Origin of the sequence: Cryptosporangium arvum DSM 44712 (assembly GCF_000585375.1) — a bacterium.
Classification (GTDB): domain Bacteria; phylum Actinomycetota; class Actinomycetes; order Mycobacteriales; family Cryptosporangiaceae; genus Cryptosporangium; species Cryptosporangium arvum.
This window is the reverse complement of the sequence record NZ_KK073874.1, coordinates 5,268,936-5,285,672: the sequence shown is the minus strand read 5'-3', so window position 1 is coordinate 5,285,672 and position 16,737 is coordinate 5,268,936. Positions and strand designations below refer to the sequence as shown.

The 16,737-nt window shown below is 70.6% G+C and carries 16 protein-coding genes; 7 read left to right on the top strand and 9 right to left on the bottom strand.

Features of this window, described 5'->3' with window-relative positions; genetic code table 11:
- Nucleotides 1–34: 34 nt before the first annotated feature.
- From CRYAR_RS23975 to CRYAR_RS23935, 9 genes are all read right to left on the bottom strand, one after another.
- The gene (locus CRYAR_RS23975; RefSeq protein WP_035855378.1) at nt 35–982 is read right to left on the bottom strand and encodes an SDR family NAD(P)-dependent oxidoreductase; all 948 of its coding nucleotides are present in this window, start codon (nt 980–982) and stop codon (nt 35–37) included.
- A gap of 80 nt (nt 983–1,062) precedes the next feature.
- Nucleotides 1,063–1,467, bottom strand: coding sequence for an SDR family oxidoreductase (locus CRYAR_RS23970; protein WP_051570874.1), 405 nt, complete (start codon nt 1,465–1,467; stop codon nt 1,063–1,065).
- A 73-nt stretch (nt 1,468–1,540) separates the two neighbouring features.
- Entirely contained in the window at nt 1,541–3,904 is a 2,364-nt protein-coding gene (locus CRYAR_RS23965; RefSeq protein WP_035855376.1) for an ATP-binding cassette domain-containing protein, read from the bottom strand.
- Between the two features lie 41 nt (nt 3,905–3,945).
- A complete protein-coding gene (locus CRYAR_RS23960) occupies nt 3,946–4,914 on the bottom strand; it encodes a cyclase family protein (protein ID WP_051570873.1) in 969 nt (322 codons plus the stop codon).
- On the bottom strand, nt 4,898–5,656 hold the full coding sequence (locus CRYAR_RS23955) for an IclR family transcriptional regulator (protein ID WP_035855375.1): 759 nt from the start codon (nt 5,654–5,656) through the stop codon (nt 4,898–4,900). The genes CRYAR_RS23960 and CRYAR_RS23955 overlap by 17 nt, the downstream gene beginning before the upstream one ends.
- Nucleotides 5,657–5,664: 8 nt before the next feature.
- On the bottom strand, nt 5,665–6,729 hold the full coding sequence (locus tag CRYAR_RS43545; protein ID WP_084700884.1) for an extracellular solute-binding protein: 1,065 nt from the start codon (nt 6,727–6,729) through the stop codon (nt 5,665–5,667).
- 35 nt (nt 6,730–6,764) lie between these two features.
- The gene (locus tag CRYAR_RS23945; protein WP_051570871.1) at nt 6,765–7,841 is read right to left on the bottom strand and encodes an ABC transporter ATP-binding protein; all 1,077 of its coding nucleotides are present in this window, start codon (nt 7,839–7,841) and stop codon (nt 6,765–6,767) included.
- A gap of 8 nt (nt 7,842–7,849) precedes the next feature.
- Nucleotides 7,850–8,683 carry an ABC transporter permease gene (locus tag CRYAR_RS23940; RefSeq protein WP_063725756.1) on the bottom strand — a complete coding sequence of 278 codons (834 nt, stop codon included), beginning with the start codon at nt 8,681–8,683 and terminating at the stop codon, nt 7,850–7,852.
- Nucleotides 8,680–9,576: an ABC transporter permease gene (locus CRYAR_RS23935; RefSeq protein WP_051570870.1), complete on the bottom strand. Its 897-nt coding sequence runs from the start codon at nt 9,574–9,576 to the stop codon at nt 8,680–8,682. The genes CRYAR_RS23940 and CRYAR_RS23935 overlap by 4 nt, the downstream gene beginning before the upstream one ends.
- A 204-nt stretch (nt 9,577–9,780) precedes the next feature.
- Here CRYAR_RS23935 and CRYAR_RS23930 point away from each other — a divergent pair, with 204 nt between their 5' ends.
- From CRYAR_RS23930 to CRYAR_RS23900, 7 genes are read left to right on the top strand one after another with little or no spacing between them, the layout of a single operon-like run.
- Nucleotides 9,781–10,701 carry a DUF6282 family protein gene (locus tag CRYAR_RS23930; protein ID WP_035855374.1) on the top strand — a complete coding sequence of 307 codons (921 nt, stop codon included), beginning with the start codon at nt 9,781–9,783 and terminating at the stop codon, nt 10,699–10,701.
- The gene (gene kce / locus CRYAR_RS23925) at nt 10,701–11,633 is read left to right on the top strand and encodes a 3,5-dioxohexanoate:acetyl-CoA acetone transferase (protein ID WP_035855372.1); all 933 of its coding nucleotides are present in this window, start codon (nt 10,701–10,703) and stop codon (nt 11,631–11,633) included. The genes CRYAR_RS23930 and kce overlap by 1 nt, the downstream gene beginning before the upstream one ends.
- A complete protein-coding gene (locus CRYAR_RS23920; RefSeq protein ID WP_035855371.1) occupies nt 11,630–12,541 on the top strand; it encodes a cupin domain-containing protein in 912 nt (303 codons plus the stop codon). Before kce ends, CRYAR_RS23920 begins: the two co-directional genes overlap by 4 nt.
- Complete coding sequence (locus tag CRYAR_RS23915) at nt 12,538–13,308, top strand: HpcH/HpaI aldolase family protein (RefSeq protein ID WP_051570869.1); 771 nt, start codon at nt 12,538–12,540, stop codon at nt 13,306–13,308. The genes CRYAR_RS23920 and CRYAR_RS23915 overlap by 4 nt, the downstream gene beginning before the upstream one ends.
- Nucleotides 13,301–14,047, top strand: coding sequence for an SDR family NAD(P)-dependent oxidoreductase (locus tag CRYAR_RS23910; protein ID WP_035855370.1), 747 nt, complete (start codon nt 13,301–13,303; stop codon nt 14,045–14,047). The genes CRYAR_RS23915 and CRYAR_RS23910 overlap by 8 nt, the downstream gene beginning before the upstream one ends.
- Entirely contained in the window at nt 14,040–15,224 is a 1,185-nt protein-coding gene (locus tag CRYAR_RS23905; protein ID WP_035866083.1) for an iron-containing alcohol dehydrogenase, read from the top strand. The genes CRYAR_RS23910 and CRYAR_RS23905 overlap by 8 nt, the downstream gene beginning before the upstream one ends.
- Before the next feature lie 28 nt (nt 15,225–15,252).
- Nucleotides 15,253–16,674, top strand: coding sequence for an NAD-dependent succinate-semialdehyde dehydrogenase (locus CRYAR_RS23900; RefSeq protein ID WP_035855368.1), 1,422 nt, complete (start codon nt 15,253–15,255; stop codon nt 16,672–16,674).
- Nucleotides 16,675–16,737: the final 63 nt, after the last annotated feature.

Here is a 16,737-nt window from a genome sequence, read left to right as displayed (position 1 = left end):
CAGCGCCGGCCCGGCGGCTCAGCGCCGGCCCGGCTCAGGTCAGGGCCGCCGACACCTCCCAGAGGCGCTCGGCGTTGGCCGGGTCCAGCGCGTAGGGGGCGACGCCGGCGATCGTCGTCTCCGTGCGTCCGGTGATCTCGACCGCCTCGGCGCAGTCCTCGAAGTACCGTCCGCCGACGCCCTCGAGCAGCGGTGAGGCCGCGAGCAGCACGGACGTGGCCGCACCCTGCTCGGTGGTCTTGAAGTGCACGCCGGCCGCGGCGAAGCGTTCCCGTGCCCGCGCGATGTACTCCGCGTCCCCGACGTGGCGCTGCAACGCGGTGTGGATCCCGCCGGGCATCAGCGCGTTCGCGACGATCCCGTCGTCGGCCCAGCGCCGCGTCGCCTCCACCGCGAACAGCACGTTCGCGGTCTTGGCCTGGCCGTAGGCGCCGAACGGGTCGTAGTCGCGGAACCGGTAGTCCAGGTCGTCGAACACGACCGGCGAACGCAGGTGACCGCTCGAACTCACCGACACGATCCGCGCGCCGTTCGCGGCGGCGAGCGCGCGGTGCAGCGCGTTGGCGAGCGCGAAGTGCCCCAGGTGGTTCGTGCCGAACTGCGTCTCGCGCCCGGCCGGGGTCCGGGTGAGTTCCTGGATCGCCATCACGCCGGCGTTGTTGACCAGGATGTGCAACGGTCCGCTCCACGCGTCGGCGAACGCCGCGACGGCGGCCGGGTCGACGAGTTCGAGCGGGGCGACGTGCACGGCGGGGTTGCCGGTCGATCGCCGGAGGTCGGCGGCGACGTCCTCGGCCGGACCGGTACGGCGTACCGCGAGCGTGACCTCCGCGCCGGCGAGCGCGAGGGCCCTGGCGGTCTCGACGCCGATCCCCGAGCCGCCCCCGGTGACGATCGCCCGCTTACCGTGCAGATCGAGGCCGGCGACGACGTCCGCGGCGGTCGAGGTGGCTCCGAACGGCGTGGTGATGCGTTTTGTCATGCTCCGATCGTCGACCTTCGAGCGCGCTCGAAGTCAAGGGCGGGTGGCGTCGGCGATGCCCTTGTGGGACACGTGGGCGGTCAGGCCGCCGTCGACCGCGATCTCGACGAGCCCGGCGCCATCAGCGGGGCCAGCGCCTGGATCCCGAGCAGCGGCCCGGTGGCGTTGACGTCCAGGGCCCGGTGCCAGGCGTCCAGGGGCACGTCCGGCAGCCGGTCGCGGGACGCGATCCCGGCGTTGCTGACCAGCCCGTCGACCCGCCCGTAGACGTCTCCGACCTCGGCCGCCAGCGCCGCCCACCCGTCCGGCGAGGTCACGTCGAGCGCGCGGAACACGACCCCGCCGGGCGGGGTGGGCTCAGCCGGGGGCAGGACGTCGGTGGCGATCACCGTGGCCCCGGCCTCGGCCAGCGCCGCGGCCCCGGCCGCGCCCTGACCCCGGGCCGCCCCGGTCACGACGACGATCTTTCCGGCGCAGCGTCCCATACGCCTCATCCTCGGGCCGGGTGGGCCGGCCGGGGAAATGACTGATCCGTATGGGTGCCATCGAGCGCGGCGATCAGCCGCCCACGTAGTCGGCGAGGTGTTCGCCGGTCAGCGTCGAGCGCGTGGCCACCAGGTCGGCCGGCGTGCCCTCGAAGACGACCGTTCCGCCGTCGTGCCCGGCGCCGGGGCCGAGGTCGATGATCCAGTCGGCGTGCGCCATCACGGCCTGGTGGTGCTCGATGACGATCACCGACTTGCCCGCGTCGACCAGCCGGTCGAGCAGCCCGAGCAGGTTCTCCACGTCGGCCAGGTGCAGCCCGGTCGTGGGCTCGTCGAGGACGTAGATCCCGCCTTTGTCGCCCATCTGCGTGGCCAGCTTCAGCCGCTGCCGTTCGCCGCCGGAGAGCGTGGTGAGCGGCTGGCCGAGCGTGAGGTAGCCGAGCCCGACGTCGGCGAGCCGCTCGACGATCTTGTGTGCGGCCGGCAACGAGCCGCCGCCGTCGGCGAAGAAGTCCGCGGCCTCGGCGACCGGCATCCCGAGCACCTCGCTGATGTCCTTGCCGCCGAACGTGTACTCGAGCACGTCGGCCGAGAAGCGCTTGCCCTCGCACACCTCGCAGACGGTCGTGACGCCGGCCATGATCGCCAGGTCGGAGTAGATGACGCCGGCGCCCTTGCAGTTGGGGCACGCGCCCTCGGAGTTCGCGCTGAACAGCGCCGGCTTCACCCCGTTGGCCTTGGCGAACGCCTTGCGGATGGGGTCGAGCAGGCTGGTGTAGGTCGCCGGGTTGCTGCGCCGGGAACCGCGGATCGGCGTCTGGTCGACCGCGACCACGCCGTCGCGTCCGGCCACCGAGCCGTGGATCAGCGAGCTCTTGCCCGACCCGGCCACCCCGGTGACGACGACCAGCACCCCGAGCGGCACGTCGACGTCGACGTCGCGCAGGTTGTGGGTGTCGGCTCCGCGTACCTGGAGCGTTCCGGTCGGTGTCCGCAGCGACGGCTTGAGCGAGGCCCGGTCGTCCAGGTGCCGCCCGGTGAGCGTCGCGCTGGCCCGCAGGCCGTCGACGGTGCCCTCGAACATCACCTCGCCGCCCGCGGTGCCCGCGCCCGGCCCGAGGTCGACGACGTGGTCGGCGATCGCGATCGCCTCCGGCTTGTGCTCGACGACGAGGACGGTGTTGCCCTTGTCGCGCAGCTGCAGCAGCAGGTTGTTCATCCGCGCGATGTCGTGCGGGTGCAGGCCGATCGTCGGCTCGTCGAACACGTACGTGACGTCGGTGAGCGACGAGCCGAGGTGCCGGATCATCTTCGTGCGCTGCGCCTCACCGCCCGACAGCGTGCCCGACGGCCGGTCGAGCGACAGGTACCCGAGTCCGATCTCGACGAACGAGTCGAGCGTGCGCTGCAGCGTCGCCAGCAGCGGGGCCACCGACGGTTCCGACCGGCCGCGCACCCACGCCGCCAGGTCGGTGATCTGCATCGCGCAGGCGTCGGCGATGGTGATGCCGTCGATCTTCGACGACCGGGCCGCCTCGTTGAGCCGGGTCCCGCCGCACTCCGGGCACGTCGTGAACGTCGCGACCCGCTCCACGAACGCGCGGATGTGCGGCTGCAGCGAGTCGATGTCCTTGGAGAGGAACGACTTCTGGATCGACGGGACCAGCCCGGAGTAGGTCAGGTTGATGCCGTCGATCTTGACCTTCGTCGGCTCGCGGTAGAGGAGGTCCTGCATCTCCTTCTTGGTGTACTTCTTGATCGGCTTGTCCGGGTCGAAGTAGCCGACGCCTCGGAAGATCCGCCCGTACCAGCCCTCCATGCTGTAGCCGGGGATCTTGATCGCGGACTCGTTGAGCGACTTGTCCTCGTCGTAGAGCGCCGAGAGGTCGATGTCGTTGACCGAACCCCGCCCCTCGCACCGCGGGCACATGCCGCCGGTGATCGAGAACTCCCGGCGTTCCTTGACGGTCTGCCCGCTCTTGGTGAGGGTCACCGCGCCGGCGCCGCTGATCGAGGCGACGTTGAACGAGAACGCCTGCGGTGAGCCGATGTGCGGCTGCCCGAGCCGGCTGAACAGGATGCGCAGGATCGCGTTGGCGTCGGTGGCGGTACCGACCGTGGAGCGCGGATCGGCGCCCATGCGCTGCTGGTCGACGATGATCGCGGTGGTCAGGCCCTCCAGGACGTCGACCTCGGGCCGCGACTGGGTGGGCATGAAGCCCTGCATGAACGTGCTGTAGGTCTCGTTGATCAACCGCCGGGACTCGGCGGCGATCGTGTCGAACACCAGCGAGCTCTTCCCCGATCCGGAGACGCCGGTGAACACCGTCAGCCGTCGTTTGGGCAGCTCGACGCTGACGTCCTTGAGGTTGTTCTCGCGTGCTCCGTGCACGCGGATGACGTCGTGGGTGTCAGCGGCAGGCGTTCTCGAAGACATGCCCGCGATCGTGCCACGACGAGGTCAAGAAAAACGATTGATCACTTCAGGGCGATCGCGTTCGCCGGGGAGCCGACACCCCCGATGAGGTGCAGCGGCTTGCAGGTCAGGAGGAAGTCGTAGCGGCCGTCGGCGGCGCAGTCCTCGGCGAGCTCGTCGAGCTTCCACATCTCGCCCATCGCCATCCCCAGCAGCGCGATCAGCGGCCGGTGGAGCATGCCGTCGTGGTTCACGCCCCGCTCGGGCGGCCGGGCCCCGGGGATCCGGAAATCCGAATCGACCACCGGATCGGCCTCGACCGCCAGGTTGTCCGACGCGACCAGCGCGATCTCGTGGTCCCAGAGCCAGCGCACGATCTCCTGGCGCTGGGCCAGCCCGGGTGACCGGTTCTTGATCCGGGCCCGCTCGTCGGCCGGTGCGGCGAGGAAGTGCTCGGCCCACCCGGTGTGCAGCAGCAGGATCTCCCCGCCCGACCAGGTCACGCCCTGCGCGTCGGCGACCGCGTCGAGCGTCGCGACGTCGAGGGGGATCGTCGTCTCGTGGTCGTAGCCGGGCCCGGGGAAGTACCGCTCGACGTCCAGCAGCACCCCCCGCCCCGCGATGCCCGTCGACGCCCAGACGTGGATCCCCAGGTCGGTGGAGCCGGCGTCGTTCTGGGACGGCGACCGGCCGTTGTAGAAGCCGTGCGCGGGGTGTCCGATGTGGCGCAGCGAGTCCACCTGGGACGTGGACTGCAGGTAGAACGAGTCGATCCAGTCGTCGCGGTGGAACTCGTTGTTCGCGAAGACGTGGTGGCGGGTGGCCGGCCGGGTGCCGGTCGGATAGGGCTCGAACGCGTTCACCGGGTAGTCGAGCCCGATCTGCTTGCCGGTACGCACGAGCCGTGCGGCCGCCGCCACCCGCTCGGGGGTGAGGAAGTTGATCGTGCCCCGCTGGTCCTCCCGGCCGAAGTACTCCCAGCTGGAGTACGGCGGGTCGGCCGAAGCCAGGTCGTCATACTTCGGCGGCACGGGCGGCTCCTAGTTCGTCGCTCAGCCCCCCGGCGGTGGCCAGGAGGTGTTCGAGCGCGGGGGACAGGTCGGGGATGTCGCCCGCGGAGAGGATCGCCACGGTCGCGCACAGGCCGTTGGCGTCGAAGATCGGCGCGGCCACCGCGGTCGGGCCCCCGGGCGGCCGGACGAAGCTGAAGCCCTGCTCGCGGGCCGACCGCACGTCCGCCTCCAGGCGGACGCGCTCGACCGGGGACAGGTCCGCGAGCAGGTCATCGGTCGCCGACGCGTCGGCGTGGGCGAGGAACAGCCGGGTCTGCGCGGCGGTGACGTCGAGCTTCGTCCCCGGAAGCACGGTCATCACCACCACCCGGCTGGTGTCCTCCTCGACGAGCGCCACGATCGGCCCGTGGGCGCCGGCGACGCTGAGCACCGCCGTCATGCGGACGGCGGTCCTCAGCTTCTGCAGGTAAGGACGGGCGATCTCGACGACCCGCTGGCGCCCGAGGGCCAGGGCCCCGAGGTCCAGCATGAGCGGGCCGAGCGCGAACGTGCCGCGCCGGGTGCCACGCTCGAGGATGCCGGCGGCGACCATCGACGCGCAGTACCGGTACGCCGTCGTGCGGTTCAGTCCGGTGCGGTCGGCGACGTCGGCCGCCGTCAACTCCGGGATTCTGGGCCCGAAGAGCGCACAGATCTGGCCGACGCGGGTGACCGCCTGGATGTCGGAGGTCGAGACATCGCTCGGGTCTGAGTTCGCCATGTTCTTTCCTAGCCTACGAGCCAGTTGTTGACCTGCGTGTTGACCTGATCGAAGTTCTTCGAATACCAGTCGACGTCCTGCTGGACGACCTTGCCGGTGTTCTGCGGACCGGCCACCTGGACCTTCAGCGCGTTCTCGGTCAGCTTGGCCTTGGCGGCCTTGTTGATGGGCTGGGTGCCCAGCGCCTCGGAGATCGCTTCGACCGACGGCGGGGAGACGACGGTCTCGATGAACCGGCGCGCGGCCTCCTTGTTCGGCGATCCCTTCGGAATCGCGAACGCGTTCAGCGCGGTGACCGTGACGTCCCAGGTGACCGTGATCTTCGTGCCGGCGTTCATCAGCGGCACCAGACGCGAGTCCGGAAGGATGAACATGTCGACCTGGCCCGCGCCGACGGCCTGCTGGAGCGCACCCACGTTCGGCGCGAACGTCGTCTGGCTGCGGATCGTGTCGAGCTTCTTCAGCGCACGCGGCACGTCGAGCGGGTACATCTGGTCCGGCGCGACGCCGTCGGCGAGCGACGCGTACTCCAGCACACCGTTCTGGATGTTCGTCAGCACACCGCGCTTGCCGGGGAACTTCTTCACGTCGAAGAAGTCCGCGACGGTCTTCGGGGCCTTGGCCGCGTCGGGGAACGCGTCGGTGCGGTAGGCGATCGGGTTCGCGTTGATCCAGTTACCCAGGTAGCACTTGCCGACCGTGCCCTCGACCAGGTCGCCCTTGTCCTTCAGGTCGGAGAAGTCGAGCTCCTCGAACAGCTTGCCGCAGTTCTGGGTGGCGGCGGCCGGCGCGACCGCGACGACGTCCCACTTCACCGACTTGCTCAGCACCTGGGCCTTCACCTGCGCCACGTCGGGCGGGGAGGTGTTGACGAAGCTGACGTTGGAGTGCTCGGCGGTGTAGGGCTTCTGGTACGAGGCGATCATGGCCTTCTGGCCGTCGCCGCCGTAACCGGTGAAGGTGAGGGTGACCTTGCCGTCCGGGTCGTTCTCGGCGGCGTCACCGCCGCCGCACGCGGCGAGCAGGCTCACGGCGAGGACCGTGCTGACCACGGCCAACAGACGTCTGGGCATCGTTGCCTCTTTCAGGGGGTGGGGAGAGGGGTTGGTCAGAGGGCTACGAGACGCTGGCGATCGACCGGCCACCACGCGGTGACCGGCTGACCGAGCGTGAGATCGGACTGCGACGCGTCGAGCCGGGCCTTGCCGGTCACGCCGGAGCGGCCGAGCGACAGCACGGCCATCCGGTACGAGCCGAGGTACTCGAGGTCGCGGATCGTGGCGCTCACCGCGTTCGCGCCGGGGGGCGTCTCACCGTCGCTGAGCCGCACGTCCTCCGGGCGGACGACGAGCGCGGAGCCGGCGCCCGGCCCGGACGCCCACACGTTGTCCTCCCAGCGGACCTTGTCGCCGTCGGGGGCCTGCTCGAGCTCGAAGACGTTCGAGTCGCCGAGGAAACGGGCCGCGAAGAGCGTCTCCGGACGCTGGTAGAGGTCTTCCGGGGTGCCGACCTGTTCGATCCGGCCGTTGTTGAACAGCGCGATCCGGTCGGAGAGGTTCATCGCCTCTTCCTGGTCGTGCGTGACGAAGACGAACGTCGTGCCGACCTCGCGGTGGATCCGGCGGATCTCGGCCTGGAGCGTGCCGCGCAGGTTGCGGTCGAGCGCGCCGAGCGGCTCGTCGAGCAGCAGGGCCTTCGGGTCGAACACGATCGCGCGGGCCAGCGCGACCCGCTGCTGCTGGCCACCGGAGAGCTGGTTCGGGTGGTGGCCGTCGCGCCCGGTCAGCTGCACGAGCTCGAGCACCTCGGCGACTTTCCTGGTGATCTCGGGCTTGGGGAGCTTGCGCTCCTGCAGCGGGTAGGCCACGTTCTGCGCCACGGTCATGTGCGGGAACAGCGCGTAGTTCTGGAACAGCATGCCGAGGTCGCGTTTGTGCGGCGGCAGGCTGCTCACGTCGGCGCCGTCGAACGCGATCGTGCCCGCCGTGAGCGTCTCGAAGCCCGCGATGAGGTTGAGCGTCGTCGTCTTCCCCGAGCCGCTGGGCCCGAGCAGCGTCATGAACTCGCCCGGCTCGATGCTCAGCGACACGTCGTCGACGGCCGGCGTCGGCAGACCGTAGCTCTTGGTGACGCGCTCCAGCCGGATGCCGGTGCTGGTGGTCGTGGTGGTTGCTTCGACAGACATGGGGGTTCCTAACGGGACTTCCGGCGGCTGCCCACGAACTGCAGGATCAGACAGGCGGTGGTCACGGCGGTGACCACGACGCTGGACGAGGCGGCGATCGTCGGGTCGATCTCGACGGTCACGGAGTTGTACATCTGCACCGGCAGCGTCTGGAGCGCCGGCGAGCGCAGGAAGAGGGCGATGACGACCTCGTCGAACGAGGTGACGAACGCGAACACCGCACCCGTCACGATGCCCCGGCTGATCAGCGGCATCGTGACCCGCAGGAACGTGCGCACCGGCGGAGCGCCGAGCGAGGCCGACGCGCGGAGCAGCTTCGGGTCGAAGCCACCCAGCGCGCTGGTGACCGCGACCAGCACGAACGGCACACCGATCGCCGCGTGTGCCAGGACGTACCCGGCCAGCGTGCCGACCAGCTGCCACTGCAGGAACGAGATGTACACGGCGACCGCGATGACGATCGCCGGGGTGACGATCGAGATCATCAGCATCGTGCGGGCGAACCGGGCCAGCCGCCCCTGCAGGTTGTGCAGGCCGAGTGCGGCGGCGGTGCCGACGACCGTGGCCAGCAGCGACGCCAGCAGCGCGACGACGACCGAGTTGCGCAGGGCGTCGAGCCAGACCGGGTTGGTGAAGAAGTTCTCGTACAGGGCGAGCGAGAAGCCCTTCGGGGGGAACTGGAACGTCGTCGCCCGGCTGAAGCTCATCGGGATCACGAAGAGCGTCGGCAGGATGAAGTAGAGGCCGACGACGACCGCGACCAGCTTCAGCCACCAGGGAACGGGGTCGACGCCCCGATCCTTCTTCCGGGCCGGCGCGGGCGCTTCTAGCGTCGAGGTCATGAGCGGCTCTTCTCCGGGGCGGTGGAGGCGACGGCGCCGATCGCCGAGATCGTGCCGCCCACGCGGTTGGCCCACGCCACGAGCACCAGCGAGACGACGAGCACGACCAGCCCGAGTGCGCTGGCGCCCTCGAAGTCGAGCAGCTGGGTTGTGCGCTGACCGAGCAGCTGCGCGACGAGCGACTGCTGCGGCGCGCCGACGAGCGCCGGCGTGACGTAGAAGCCCAGGCTGAGCGTGAAGACGAGGATCAGGCCGGAGACCACGCCGCCGCGCGAGAGCGGCCAGTAGATCTTCCAGAACGCCTTGACCGGGTGCGAGCCGAGCCCGCGGGCGGCCAGCAGCAGCTTGCGGTCGATGCCGGCCAGCGCGGTGTAGAGCGGGAGCACCATGAACGGCAGCAGCACCTGGCTCATCGCGATCGTGACGCCGCCGACGCTCTGGTAGAGCACGATGTCCAGCCCGAACAGCTTGAAGAACGAGTGCACGGGGCCGTTGCGCTGCAGGATGATGATCCACGCGAAGTTGCGCGCCATGACCGACGTCCAGAACGGCACCAGGACGACGACCATCAGCACGCCGCGCAGGCGGGGCCCGACCCGGGTCATCACGTACGCGTACGGATAACCGAGCGCCAGTGCGATCACCGTGACCGCGGCGGCCGTGCCCGCGGTGCGCAGCAGCACGGTCAGCGTGACCCCGTCAGTGAACAGCGTCTTGTAGTGCTCGAGGGTGAACTCCGGCGATCCCACGCTGGTGGCGACGCTGCGGCCCAACGGCACCAGCAGGATCCCCGTCAGCAGGGCCAGCGCCGGGAGCACGAGCAGCCACTGCGGGCTCGGCGTGCGCCACCGCTTGGCCGGGGCGGGAGGGCTCCCGCGCTGCTCGACGCTCATTTCGTCCGCCTCCTGTGGTCGGTGTCTCAGAGTTCCGACAGTGAAGCAGGCGGAAGTTCAACATGCAACCGTCGAACTCGCAATGTGAACTCACAGCCGGAACGCGCATCCCAAAGTGCACGTATGGGGGTCTGGACTGGGACTTCTATTGTCCGTAGTGTGCACACGCAGTACGCGATATGAACAAACGATGGAGGCGTCCGCATGGCCACCACTGCAGAGGCATCGGCTCCGTCGGCCGCGCTGTTAAAGGTTCTCGACGGCGCGGTCGACCTGCACTGCCACTCCGGCCCGAGCCCGTTCCCGCGCCGGCTCGACCACGTGGAAGCCTCGTACGACGGGGCGCGCATCAACATGCGCGCGATCCTCGTCAAGTCCCACCACCACAACACGGCCATGGACGTCCTGGCCATGAAGACCCAGCTCAAGGACGCTCCGACGCCGGTCTACGGCGGCGTCGCGCTGAACTCCGAGGTCGGCGGCATCAACCCCTCGGCCACCGCGCTGGCGATCAACATGGGCGGGCGCTGCGTCTGGGGCCCGACGGTCTCGGCCGGCCAGCACATCTGCGCGCACAGCGACGGTGACGGGTTCCCCAGCGCCGGTGGCGAGCTGTACGAGAAGGAAGTCTCGATCTACGACGAGTCCGGCGACATCAGCGCCGACACCCGCCTGGTGCTCAAGCTGGTCGCCGACGCCGGGATCATGCTCACCGGCGGCCACCTCGACGGGGACTCGATGCTGGCGTTCTTCCGGGCCGCGAGCGAGGCCGGGGTGAAGCGCATGATGCTGCACCACCCCGACTACATCGTGAACGTGAACGACGCGATCATCGAGGAGATGATCGGGCTCGGCGTCTTCGTCGAGCACGACCTCGCGATGTACAACCCCGAGGTGAAGGCCGTCGGCTGGCCGACCGAGCAGCTCGTGAACTGGATCCGCAAGATCGGGCCCGAGCACACCGTGATCAACTCCGACCTCGGTCAGAAGGGCAACCCGCTGCCCGTCGACGCCTACCTGTACATGGGGCAGCAGCTGCTCGACCACGGGATCCCGGCGGCCGACATCCGCCAGATGATCTGCCACAACACCGCCTACCTGCTCGGGCTGGAAGAGAAGCCCTGATGCGCCGGGCGTCGAAAGTCATCATCACGACCGCGGTGACGGGCTCGGTGAACGTGCCGTCGCAGAGCCCGTACCTGCCGCTGGCCGCGGCCGACGTCGTCGAGGCCGCGGTGGAGTCGGTCGAGGCCGGGTCCGCGATCGTGCACCTGCACGCCCGGCACCCCGACGGCCGGCCGGCCTGGGAGCCGGAGATCTTCGCCGAGATCGTGCCGCCGATCGTCGCGCGCACCGGCGCGGTCATCAACATCACCACCGGTGGCTCCACCGCGATGACGATGGAGCAGCGGCTCGCCGGCGCGACGACGTTCGAGCCCGAGCTGGCGTCGCTCAACATGGGGTCGATGAACTTCGTGTACTCCGGCATCGCCGACAAGGTGACCGAGTGGAAGCACGACTGGGAGAAGCCGTACGTGCTCAACACGTACTCGCACCCGTTCGTGAACTCGTTCGACCGGATCGAGAACACGCTGCGGACGCTCGGCGCGAACGGCACGCGGTTCGAGTACGAGTGCTACGACATCGGGCACCTGTACTCGCTGGCACACTTCGTGGACCGTGGCCTGGCCCCCACGCCGCTGCTGATCCAGGGCGTGTTCGGGATCCTCGGCGGCATCGGCGCCGACCACGAGAACCTCGAACACATGGTTCGGATCGCGGACAAGCTGTTCGGCGACGACTACTACTTCTCGGCGTTCGCCGCCGGCCGCGACCAGATGGCGTTCGGCACCCACAGCGCCTGGCTCGGCGGCAACGTGCGGGTCGGGCTCGAGGACAGCCTGTGGATCGGCAAGGGAAAGCTGGCCACGAGCAACGCCGAGCAGGTACGGAAGATCCGGTCGGTAGTCGAAGACCTGGGCAAGGAGATCGCTACTCCCGACGAGGCGCGGGCGATGCTCGCGCTGCGAGGCGCAGGGGAAAGGACCACATCATGACCACGTACGCGGCGGACGACATCCGCTCGAAGCTCGCGGCGGCGGCACCGGCACGCACGGTCGACCCGTCGACGCCGATCAAGAACTCCCAGTGGATCGAGTTCCTCTCGCTCGCACCGACCGAGGTGGCGGAGAACGGGAGCCGCACCTGGCTGGCCCGGGCGTCGAACCTGGTGCTGGCGTACACCGAGGCGCGCGCCGGGGACGTGTTCGACCGGGCCGGGCAGCCGGACGAGTACGCGGTGCTGATGTACTCCGACAGCGCGCCGGTGACGGTCACCGCGGGCGAGGAGACGCAGTCGGTCGCCGAAGAGGCGTTCGTCGTGGTGCCGCCGGGTGACAGCTCGATCCGCGTCGACGCGGACGGCGTCCTGATCCGGCTGTTCTCGACGGTGGCGTCCGACCTGACGTCGGCGGCGCTCAACGCCGAGGCGTTCGCGGAACCCGACCTGCGGGCGGCGCCGCTCGTGCCGTGGCCGGACCCGGTCGGCGGCTTCCGGCTGCGGGTCTACCGGCTGGTCGACACCCCGATCGCCGAGGGCCGGTTCGGGCGCATCTTCCGCACCACGAACCTGATGGTCAACTTCCTGGCCGAGGAGTCGGCACCGCGGCCGGTGAAGAAGCTCTCGCCGCACCACCACGACGACTTCGAGCAGATCTCGCTCGCGGTCAAGGGCCGGTTCGTGCACCACATCCGGTACCCGTGGGGCCCCGACTCCACCCAGTGGCGCGAGGACGAGCACCGCGAGATCGCGACCCCGTCGATCTGCGTGATCCCGCCGCCCACGGTCCACACCACCCAGGGCATCGGCGAGCACCAGCAGCTCATCGACATCTTCGGCCCCCCGCGGGTGGACTTCTCGGCCAGCGGCTGGGTGTTGAACGCCGACGACTACCCTGCCCCGTGACGCGCGCCAGCCTCTTCCGCGCGGCCCTCGGGAAATCCCCGGCGCTCGGCACCTGGATCAAGATCCCGGCGATGGAGGTCGTCGAGCTGGTCGCGCTGGCCGGCTTCGACTTCGTCGTGATCGACCTCGAGCACTCGCCGGTCGACCTGGAGACCGCGTACCGGCTGATCGGCACCGCGCTGCACACCGGGGTGGCGCCGATCGTGCGGGTACCGGGCCGTGACCCCGGCCTGATCCAGCGGGTCCTGGACTCCGGCGCCGAAGGCATCATGGTGCCCCACGTCGACACCCCCGAGCAGGCCCGCGAGGTCGCGACCGCGGTGCGATTCCCGCCGCTGGGCACCCGTGGCGTCGGCTCCACCAGCCGGGCCGGCCAGTGGGGGGCGCTGCCCCGCGCCGAGTACCTCCGGTACGGCCAGGAGGAAGTCGTGGTGATCGCGCAGATCGAGAGCGCCGAGGGCGTGCGCAACGCGGGCGCGATCGCCGCGACCGACGGTATCGACGCGCTGCTCGTCGGCGCCGCCGACCTGTCCGTGAGCGAAGGCCGTAGCGACGTCGCCGACCTGGTCGCCGACGTCGTCGACGCCGCGCGGAGCGCGCACGTCCCGGTCGGCAACGCGGGCGGAGCCACCGCGGACGCCGCCCGCTACGCCGTCGAGACCGGTTTCACGTTCACCCTGCTCAGTAACGACGCCAGCCTGCTCGGCGCCGCCGCCAGGGCCGCCGTCCAGGCCGGCCGTTCGATCACCCGGAGTACCGATGCCTGACCTCGCAGGGAAAGTCGTCCTCGTCGTCGGGGCGAGCGCGGGGATCGGCGCCGACGCCGCCCGCGTGTTCGCCGCCGACGGTGCGTCGCTGATGCTGGTGGCCCGCTCCGAGGGACCGCTGGCCGAGCTCGCGGCCGAGCTGGAGAAGGACGGGCACGACGTCGCGTACACCACCGGCGACGTCGCGAACGCGGCCGACGTGGCGAACTTCGTCGACGCCACGGTGGAGCGGTTCGGCCGGCTCGACGGCGCGTTCAACAACGCCGCGATGACCCAGGCCGGGCGCCTCGACCAGGTTCCGGAGGAGGAGTTCGACCGGATCATGGCGGTGAACGTGCGCGGGACCTGGCTCTGCCTGCGCGAGGAGGTCCGCGTGCTGAAGGACCACGGCTCGATCGTCAACATGAGCAGCATCGGCGGTCTGCGCGGCAGCTCCGGCATGGGCGCCTACCAGGCCAGCAAACACGCGGTCATCGGCCTGACCCGCACCGCGGCGCACGACTTCGGCCCGCTCGGCATCCGGGTGAACGTGATCGCGCCCGGTCCTACCGAGTCCCCGATGCTCGACGCGACCCGCCGGGCGATCCCCGGCGGCGTCGAGGAGCGCATCGCGAAGACGCCGCTGCGCAAGGCCGGCACCGGCGCGGAGGTCGGCCAGACCGCGTCGTTCCTGCTCAGCGACCGGGCCAGTCACCTGAGCGGCGTCATCCTGCCGGTGGACGGTGGGTTCGTTGCCTGAGATCGGCACGTTACGCCTGCCCGCCCGTGTGCACTTCGGCTACGACGCCCGGGAACAGCTCCCGGAGATCGTGCGTGTCCACGGCCGCCGCGTCCTCGCCGTCGTCGACCCGTTCCTGACCGGCACCCCGTTCCTGGCGTCCGCGGTCGGCGGCCTGGAGGCCGTGGGTGTCGAGGTCAAGGTCTACGCCGACGTCACGCCGGAACTGCCGGTCGACTCGCTGGACGCCGCCGGGGTCGTCGCCCGCGAGTACGGGCCTGACGTCATCGTCGCGATCGGCGGCGGCAGCGCGCTCGACGCGGCCAAGCTGATCGCGCTGCTCGCGGCGTACGGCGGCCCGCTGAACAGCTACTACGGCGAGAACCTGGTGCCGGGGCCGGTGGTGCCGATCGTCGCGCTGCCCACCACCGCGGGCACCGGCTCGGAGGTGACGCCGGTCGCGGTGGTCTCCGATCCCGACCGCGAGCTCAAGGTGGGCATCTCCAGCCCCTTCCTGGTGCCGGCGGCGGCGATCGTCGACCCGGAGCTCACGCTGGGCTCGCCCGCCACCGTCACCGCGTACTCGGGCATCGACGCGCTCGTGCACGCGGTGGAGTCCTACACCGCCCGGCCGCTGGAGAACTCCTGGGCCGCGCCGCTGCCGGTGTTCACCGGGCGGAACGCGCTGGCCGAGCCGGTCGCGCTGCAGGCCGCCCGGCACCTCGGGCCGTGGCTGGAGGTCGCGGTGTCCGAGCCGGACAACCGGCGGGCCCGCAGCGAGGTGGCGCGCGGGTCGCTGCTGGGCGGCATCGCGTTCGGCTCCACCGGCACGCACCTCGGCCACGCGCTCCAGTACCCGATCGGCGCCCTGACCAAGACCCCGCACGGTCTGGGCACCGGCCTGATGCTCCCGTACGTCCTCGACGCCGTCCGCTCCGCCGTGCCGGATCGGGTCGACGCGCTGGGAGAGGCCCTCGGTGCCCCGGACGGGGCGATCGCGCGGATCGTCGCGATCAACCGGGCGATCGGCGTCCCGGCCACGCTGGCCGAGATCGGGCTCGCGCGCGACCAGCTGCCGCGCATCGCCGACCTGGCGCTGGGCGCCCAGCGGCTGCTCGCGATCGCCCCGATCGACCCGACCCGCGAGGCGCTGCTCGAGATCCTCGAACGGGCCCACGACGGAGCGCTGACAGTATGAGGCCCCACCCCGAACCGGAGGTTGCCCCGTGATCACTGACCTCTTCATCGACGGCGAATGGCGCCCGGGCTCCGACGGCACGCGTTTCGACGTCGTCGATCCGGCCGACCTCTCGGTCGTCGCGCAGTTCGCGATCGCGTCGGAGAAGGACTGCATGGACGCGGTGGACGCGGCCGCCGCCGCCCAGCCCGCCTGGGCCGCGACCGCGCCGCGCGAGCGCAGCGAACTCCTGCGCAGGGCCTACGAGATCCTCACCGACGAGGTCGAGGTCTTCGCCGAGATCATGGTCAGGGAGAACGGCAAGTCCTGGTCGGACGCGATGGGCGAGGCCGGGTACGCCAAGGAGTTCTTCCGCTGGTTCGCCGAGGAGGCGGTCCGGGTGCCCGGCGACTACCGCCTCTCCCCGGCCGGTGACAAGCGCATCATCGTCGACCGGTCGCCGATCGGCGTGTCGCTGCTGATCACGCCGTGGAACTTCCCGGCCGCGATGGCGACGCGCAAGCTCGCCCCGGCGCTCGCCGCGGGCTGCACGACGATCCTCAAGCCCGCCCGCGAGACGCCGCTGACCGCCGCCTACGTGGTGGACGTGCTGCGCCGCGCCGGCGTCCCGGCCGGGGTCGTCAACCTGGTCACGCCGGTACCGACCGGGCCGCTGGTCAAGGCCATGATCGACCGGCCCGAGGTGCGCAAGCTGAGCTTCACCGGCTCCACCGAGGTGGGCCGCGACCTGCTGCACGCCTGCGCGGACAGCATCGTGAGCACGTCGATGGAGCTCGGCGGCAACGCGCCGCTGATCGTGCTGCCCGGCGCCGACCTGCCCTCGGCGGTCGAGGGCGCGTTGCTGGCCAAGATGCGTAACGGCGGCTCGGCCTGCACCGCGGCCAACCGCTTCTACGTCCACGACTCGGTGCACGACGAGTTCGTCGACCTGATGACCGACGCGCTGGCGAAGGTCAAGGTCGGCCCCGGCCTCGACCGGGCCAACGGCCTCGGAGCGCTGGTGTCGGTCGCCGAGCGGGACAAGGTCGCCGCGCTGGTCACCGGCGCCGTCGACGACGGCGCGACGCTGAAGCTCGGCGGCAACGCCTCCGCCGACGGCGCGTTCTACGACGCGACGCTGCTCACCGGCGTCACCCACGGCTCGACGATCACGACGACCGAGATCTTCGGCCCGGTCACCGCGATCGTCCGCTTCGACGACGTCGACGAGGCCGTCCAGATGGCGAACGACACCGAGTACGGGCTGATGGCGTACGTCTTCGGTGAGGAGCGCGCGGCCGTGGCGGTCGCCCGCAGGCTCGAGGCCGGCATGGTCGCGGTCAACCGGGGCGTCGTCAGTGACCCGGCCGCCCCCTTCGGCGGCGTGAAGCAGAGCGGCCTCGGCCGCGAGGGCAGCTCCGAGGGCATCCTCGAGTTCCTCGAGGAGAAGTACATCGCGCTGACCGCGTGAGTCAGCGGATCGGGCACCCGGACCGATAGTCTCCACCAATCTGACGATTGGCTGGGGGGCCTC